This is a genomic window from Streptomyces bambusae (assembly GCF_019400985.1).
Classification (GTDB): domain Bacteria; phylum Actinomycetota; class Actinomycetes; order Streptomycetales; family Streptomycetaceae; genus Streptomyces; species Streptomyces bambusae_A.
Genome location: NZ_WTFF01000392.1, coordinates 1 through 6,023 on the forward strand (window position 1 = coordinate 1; position 6,023 = coordinate 6,023).

6 protein-coding genes are annotated in these 6,023 nt (G+C 72.2%); 1 reads left to right on the forward strand and 5 read right to left on the reverse strand.

Annotated features, from left to right (window positions below; translation table 11 throughout):
* Positions 1 to 124: 124 nt before the first annotated feature.
* The 5 genes from GPJ59_RS32335 to GPJ59_RS32355 form a co-directional block, all read right to left on the reverse strand.
* On the reverse strand, positions 125 to 742 hold the full coding sequence (locus tag GPJ59_RS32335) for a hypothetical protein (protein ID WP_219671479.1): 618 nt from the start codon (positions 740 to 742) through the stop codon (positions 125 to 127).
* A gap of 131 nt (positions 743 to 873) precedes the next feature.
* Complete coding sequence (ahcY, locus tag GPJ59_RS32340; RefSeq protein ID WP_219671480.1) at positions 874 to 2,310, reverse strand: adenosylhomocysteinase; 1,437 nt, start codon at positions 2,308 to 2,310, stop codon at positions 874 to 876.
* Between the two features lie 355 nt (positions 2,311 to 2,665).
* A complete protein-coding gene (locus GPJ59_RS32345; protein WP_219671481.1) occupies positions 2,666 to 3,613 on the reverse strand; it encodes a cation diffusion facilitator family transporter in 948 nt (315 codons plus the stop codon).
* An 81-nt stretch (positions 3,614 to 3,694) separates the two neighbouring features.
* On the reverse strand, positions 3,695 to 4,852 hold the full coding sequence (gene manA / locus GPJ59_RS32350) for a mannose-6-phosphate isomerase, class I (protein WP_219671482.1): 1,158 nt from the start codon (positions 4,850 to 4,852) through the stop codon (positions 3,695 to 3,697).
* A 52-nt stretch (positions 4,853 to 4,904) separates the two neighbouring features.
* A complete protein-coding gene (locus GPJ59_RS32355; protein WP_374200974.1) occupies positions 4,905 to 5,774 on the reverse strand; it encodes an SIS domain-containing protein in 870 nt (289 codons plus the stop codon).
* A 9-nt stretch (positions 5,775 to 5,783) separates the two neighbouring features.
* On the opposite strand from GPJ59_RS32355, the gene GPJ59_RS38710 reads away from it, so the two are divergent.
* The coding region (locus GPJ59_RS38710; protein WP_308120605.1) for a DUF1416 domain-containing protein at positions 5,784 to 6,023 on the forward strand (240 nt) is incomplete at its 3' end.

A 6,023-nucleotide genomic window follows, 5' to 3' on the forward strand; every position in this document is an offset into this window, starting at 1 on the left:
TAGCGCTGTGGTTGTCGTTGGTAAGAGGAGTGTCGCCATAGGGCTAGACGGTAAGTTTGTCGGCAGCGTCAGATGTGTATAAGATCCGGGCCTAGCCGGTTGCCCGGCCGGGGCCGGGCGGCGGTCAGTCGGGGAAGGCCGAGGGCGGGGTTTCCAGGTGTTCGAGTTCGATGCCGGGCGCCGCGAGGACGACGTCGCCGGCCAGGTGGACCGTGTGCACCTCGCCCGTGTCCAGGGCGGTGACCTGGTACTCGTCCACCACCAGGGGGCCGCTGTCGGTGGGGTGGGTCTCGCTCCTGAGCAGGGCCCAGGCCTGGTCCACGGTGCGCGGGGCGAGGACCGGGTCGGTGAGGTTCACGAGCCGGACCCGGGTCGCGGGGGCGCCGGGGGTGAGGTGCAGCAGGCGGGCGGTGGCGACGAGGAAGGCCGGGGAGCTGCCGGTGAAGGAGGGGGCCTGGACGTTGCCCTCGGTGGCCTCGGTGCCGGCGGGGTCGGTGCGGACCCAGGTGACGCCGTCGATGGCGGCGCCGCGTACCTGCCAGCCGCCCGCGGCCAGTTCCAGGCGGATGGGCCGGCCCAGTTCGTCGATCGCCAGGTCGACGGAGCCGCGGTGGTCGCCGTCCGGGGTGGTCAGCTGGGCGACGTAGCGCCAGCCGGAGGGGCCGGGGGCGCAGTGGAAGTGCTCCTCGCCGAGGGGTGTGCCGTCGTGCGGGTCGTGGAGCGAATAGCGGCCGCGGGGCATGGGGATTCCTGATGTCTGGCGTGAGGTGCGTGAGTACAGGGGCAGGCCTGTACGTGAGTACGGGGCAGGCCCCCGGCGACGTGCGTGCCGGGGGCCTGCCTCAGTGCTGTGCTGCTACCGCTGGAGCGTGATCAGTAGCGGTAGTGGTCCGGCTTGTACGGGCCCTCGACCTTGACGCCGATGTACTCGGCCTGCTCCGGGCGGAGCGTGGTCAGCTTGACGCCCAGGGCGTCGAGGTGAAGGCGGGCGACCTTCTCGTCGAGGTGCTTGGGGAGCACGTAGACGTCGGTCGGGTACTCCTCGGGCTTGGTGAAGAGCTCGATCTGGGCCAGGGTCTGGTCCGCGAAGGAGTTCGACATGACGAACGACGGGTGGCCGGTCGCGTTGCCGAGGTTGAGCAGGCGGCCCTCGGAGAGGACGATCAGCACCTTGCCGTCGGGGAAGGTCCAGGTGTGGACCTGGGGCTTGACCTCGTCCTTGACGATGCCGTCGACCTTGGCGAGGCCGGCCATGTCAATCTCGTTGTCGAAGTGGCCGATGTTGCCGACGATGGCCTGGTGCTTCATCTTGGCCATGTCGGCGGCCATGATGATGTCCTTGTTGCCGGTCGTGGTGATGAAGATGTCGGCGGTCTCGACGACGTCGTCCAGCGTCGCGACCTGGTAGCCGTCCATGGCGGCCTGCAGGGCGCAGATCGGGTCGATCTCGGTGACGATGACGCGCGCGCCCTGGCCGCGCAGGGACTCGGCGCAGCCCTTGCCGACGTCGCCGTAGCCGCAGACGACCGCGACCTTGCCGCCGATGAGGACGTCGGTGGCGCGGTTGATGCCGTCGATGAGGGAGTGGCGGCAGCCGTACTTGTTGTCGAACTTCGACTTGGTGACGGCGTCGTTCACGTTGATGGCCGGGAAGAGCAGGTCGCCGGACTGCATCATCTCGTAGAGACGGTGCACGCCGGTGGTGGTCTCCTCGGTGACACCGCGGATCTCGGACGCGAGCTGCGTCCACTTCTGCGGGGTCTCCTTCAGCGTGCGGTTGAGGAGGGTCAGGATGTGGCCGTACTCCTCGCTGTCCGCCGTCGACGGGTCCGGGGCGGCGCCGGCCTTCTCGAACTCGACGCCCTTGTGGACGAGGAGGGTGGCGTCACCGCCGTCGTCCAGGATCATGTTCGGGCCGCCGGTGGGGGTGTTCGGCCAGGTCAGCGCCTGCTCGGTGCACCACCAGTACTCCTCCAGCGTCTCGCCCTTCCAGGCGAAGACCGGGACGCCCTGCGGGTTGTCCGGGGTGCCGTTCGGGCCGACGGCGATGGCCGCGGCCGCGTGGTCCTGGGTGGAGAAGATGTTGCAGGAGGCCCAGCGGACCTCGGCGCCGAGGGCGACGAGGGTCTCGATGAGGACGGCGGTCTGCACGGTCATGTGCAGCGAGCCGGTGATCCGGGCGCCGGCGAGCGGCTGGGCCTCGGCGTACTCCTTGCGGATCGACATCAGGCCGGGCATCTCGTGCTCGGCCAGGGTGATCTCCTTGCGGCCGAAGGCGGCGAGGGAGAGGTCTGCGACCTTGAAGTCCATACGTGCTGCTCCTCATGGATCGTCGAGAGGGTGGGTACGGCTGAGCCGTGCACCGCGGGGGCGCACCGAGCGCAGTCCGTCGGGGGCCCTCTCTCCCCTCGGCCGGTCCTGGGGACCGCCCGACCCGCCATCAGCAGCGACGTCTGACACCGCCTACGAATCTACACCGATCGGCCCAGCGGCCCCAGCGGATCGGAGGGACACGTCGTGCCGTGGCCGGGGCGGCGGCCTGGGGGGCCTTGCCCGGGGATCGGGTGGCCCGTGCGTACGCTTCCGGCCACGTGCGCGCATGCGGAAGGCGGGGCATGGCGTAGGCCCCGTAGCTCTCGTGGGCTGCGGGGCCTACGCCGTGCGGTCAGTTTCCGGCCGGCTCGGTGTCCGGCTTCGTGGCCGGCTCGCGGTAGATGTCGGGCTCCAGGTAGATCACGCGGGCGATCGGGACGGCCTCGCGGATGCGGGCCTCGGCTGCGTCGATGGCGCGCGCGACCTGGGTGGCCGTGTCGTCGTGCTGGACGGCGACCTTCGCGGCGACCAGCAGTTCCTCGGGGCCGAGGTGGAGCGTGCGCATGTGGATCAGGCCGGTGACGGTCTCGCCGTCGACCACGGCGGCCTTGATCTTCTCGACCTCCTCGGTGCCGGCGGCCTCGCCGAGCAGCAGGGACTTGGTCTCGGCGGCGAGCACGATCGCGATGAGGATCAGCAGGGCGCCGATGCACAGGGTGCCGATGCCGTCCCAGACGCCGTTGCCGGTCAGCAGGGCGAGGCCGACGCCGCCCAGGGCCAGCACCAGGCCGATGAGCGCGCCGAAGTCCTCCAGGAGGACGACGGGCAGCTCGGGGGCCTTGGCGCGCCGGATGAACTCCTTCCAGGACAGCGAGCCGCGCAGCTCGTTCGACTCCTTGATCGCCGTGCGGAAGGAGAAGCTCTCCGCGACGATCGCGAAGACGAGGACGCCGACCGGCCAGTACCAGGCCTCGATCGGGTGCGGGTGCTTGATCTTCTCGTAGCCCTCGTAGATCGCGAACATGCCGCCGACGGAGAAGAGCACGATCGAGACCAGGAAGGCGTAGATGTAGCGCTCGCGCCCGTAGCCGAAGGGGTGTTGCGGTGTCGCCTCGCGCTGGGCCTTCTTGCCGCCGAGGAGCAGCAGGCCCTGGTTGCCCGAGTCGGCCACCGAGTGGACGCTTTCCGCGAGCATCGACGACGAGCCGCTGAAGATGAAGGCCACGAATTTGGCCGCGGCGATGGCGAGGTTGGCGGCGAGGGCCGCCACGATCGCCTTGGTTCCGCCTGACGCGCTCATGGGTGCAGGTGTCCCTTCCTAGCCACTGACTACGGCCGCACATTGTTGCAGCCGCTGCGGCGGAGGTGACGCCAGAGCACGTCAGAGCACTACCGTGGCCCGGAAGACGGTGCCCGAACCGGACAATTCGACGCGCTCCGACGCCGGTACGAAGACGGACTCGCCGGGCGCGAGCTTCTCGTTGCCGACCTGCGGGGAGCCTGCGGTGCACAGCAGGATCTGCGGGGCGCCCGCCGGGACGCCGGTCGGGGCCGCGCCGGGGGCCAGGTCGTACCGGGAGAGGCGGAACTCGTCGATGGGGGTCTCGTAGACCTCCTCGCCGTTGCCCTCGGGGCGCAGGACGTTCGGGTCGGCGGGCTCGAAGCGGACGATCTTGAGGAGCTCGGGGACGTCGACGTGCTTGGGGGTGAGTCCGCAGCGCAGCACGTTGTCGGAGTTGGCCATGATCTCGACGCCCAGGCCGTCGAGGTAGGCGTGCGGGATGCCCGCTCCGAGGTACATGGCCTCGCCGGGCTGGAGCCGTACGTGGTTGAGGAGCATGGCGGCGATCACGCCCGGGTCGCCCGGGTAGTGGTGGGCGAGCGGCGCGTACGGGGCGTACGGGCCGCCCAGGCGCTCGGCGGCGGCCGCGGCCTCGGCCACGGTGGCGGCCATCTCCTCGCGGTCGGCGGTCAGGACGGCGGTGAGGACCTCGCGCAGGGCGGCCTCTTCGGGGTGGGCGTGGAGCAGGTCGACGTACGGCTTGAGGGAGTCGACGTCGAGGCCGGAGAGGAGGTCGGCGGCCTCCAGCGGCGGGCGGAAGCCGCAGAGCCCGTCGAACGGCGTGAGCGCGCAGATGAGTTCGGGCTTGTGGTTGGCGTCCTTGTAGTTGCGGTGGCCGGCGTCGACGGGGATGCCGCGGGCCTCCTCGTCCGCGAAGCCCTCGGCGGCCTGGGCGAGGTCGGGGTGCACCTGGAGGGAGAGCGGGGCGCCGGCGGCGAGGATCTTGAGGAGGAAGGGCAGCTGCGGGCCGAACTTGGCGACGGCGGCGGCGCCGAGCTCGCCCTCGGGGTCGGCAGCGATGGTGTCGGACAGCGCCTGCTCGCCCGTGCCGCGGTCGATGCGGGAGGGGGCGCCGGGGTGGGCGCCCATCCACATCTCGGCCTGGGGTTCGCCGGTCGGCTCCACGCCGAGGAGTTCCGGGATGGCGGTGGTGGAACCCCAGGCGTAGGGGCGGACGGTGTTGGTCAGGCGGTCCATCGTGCGGCTTCCTCGTGACGGCAGTGGGGGCGGGCGGGGCTGGATCGCCCCGTCAGGGACGTCCCCCGGACGCCACTGCCAGGTAGGCGGTGGCGAAGTCGGTGACGGCGAGGAGCTCGGCGAGCTGTTCGAGCTCGCTGCCCTCCTCCGGTTCGATCTCGCTGACGGCCGTGTCGTGGCTGAGGGCGAGCTCGCGCGCGGCGGGCGCGGCGCTGAGCGGGCCGGCGGGCCGGTCGCGCAGCAGGACGACGCGGGCGTGGAGGGCCTGCTGCTCCTCGACCCGGTCGCGGAAGAAGTCCTCGGGGTCGGCGCCGGCCGCGAAGGCCCCGGCGAGCAGGACCCCGTGCCGGGGCAGCGCCTCGGGCAGGTCGGCGGCCAGGGCGGGGCGGCCGGCCAGCTCGGCCAGGGTGGCGGCGAAGCGGCGGCCGGCGGGGGCGGCGCCGTCGCCCTCGCTCCAGATGAGCGGGAGGGCGTCGGCGAGCTCGCCGGCCAGGGCCTTGGCGGGGTTGGAGTACGCGGCGATGGCCGGGCCGCAGCGTTCGGCGGTGCGGTCGAGCCGGTCGGCCACGAGCTGGAGGGCGTCGGGGCCGGCGGAGAGGAGGCCGACCTTGTCGAGCAGGAGCAGCAGCGGTGTGAGCAGGGCCCACAGGGCGCCGGGTCCGGCGGCGGCGCTCTCGTCGTAGTCCTCCTGGTACGGCGCCCTCGCCATGGGCACGAGCAGTCCGTGGGCGCCTTCGACCGCCTCGGTCAGGGGGGAGCGCTCGGGGGCCACGGCGACGACGGTGCAGCCGCGCCGGTAGGCCTGCTCGACGAGCACGCCGAGGCCCGGCTCGGAGCCGTCGGCGGTGGCGACGAGCAGCAGGTCGACCGGGCCGGCCCAGCCGGGCAGGGCCCAGCGCAGGGCGCCGGCGGCGTGTGCCACGCCGGTGGGGTGCAGCCGGATGACCGGGGCCGCGGCGCCGGCCAGGGCGCCCAGCAGGTCGGCGACGCCCGTGGCGGCGGCGAGCGCAGCCGGCTGCACGGCGGCGACGGGTTCACCGCCGGGGTCCCGACCTCGGCCACCGGCCAGTTCCGGTTCTACGCGGCGCCGGGCGAGTGGACCCTGCGGGCCCTCGTCCCGGGCGGCACGGCCGACCGCAAGGTCGTCGTGACCGAGACCGGCAGCCTCACG